This is a genomic window from Bradyrhizobium sp. Kon56, assembly GCF_055807635.1.
The window spans coordinates 1-281 of sequence record NZ_JBVVOU010000376.1; the positions used below are offsets into that span (position 1 = coordinate 1).

The 281-nt window shown below is 62.6% G+C and carries 1 protein-coding gene; it reads right to left on the reverse strand.

Annotation, left to right across the window (positions count from 1 at the left end; translation table 11 throughout):
- Positions 1–281: hypothetical protein (locus AC0L3B_RS39360; RefSeq protein WP_473383180.1), on the reverse strand; the 281-nt coding region annotated here is incomplete at both ends.

The window sequence follows — 281 nt, forward strand, 5'->3', positions numbered from 1 at the left end:
CACCAGGTTGATCGCGCTCCAGGGCGTGAAGAACGCCAGCAGGAACAGGATGAACGACTTGAACGCGCCCAGGAACGAGTGCTGGCCGAGCAGTGCGATCAGGGTGGCCGTGCCGACGATCGCCAGTACGAACAGCAGGCGCTGCAGGCGCGATACCCGCAGGTGACCCTGGAAGCCGCTGATGATGGTGGCAATGCACATGAAGCTGCCGTAGGAGTTCAGCGTGGAAATTGTGACCTTGCCGAACGCGATGCTGAAGTACAGCAACGCGGCCGCGGCGC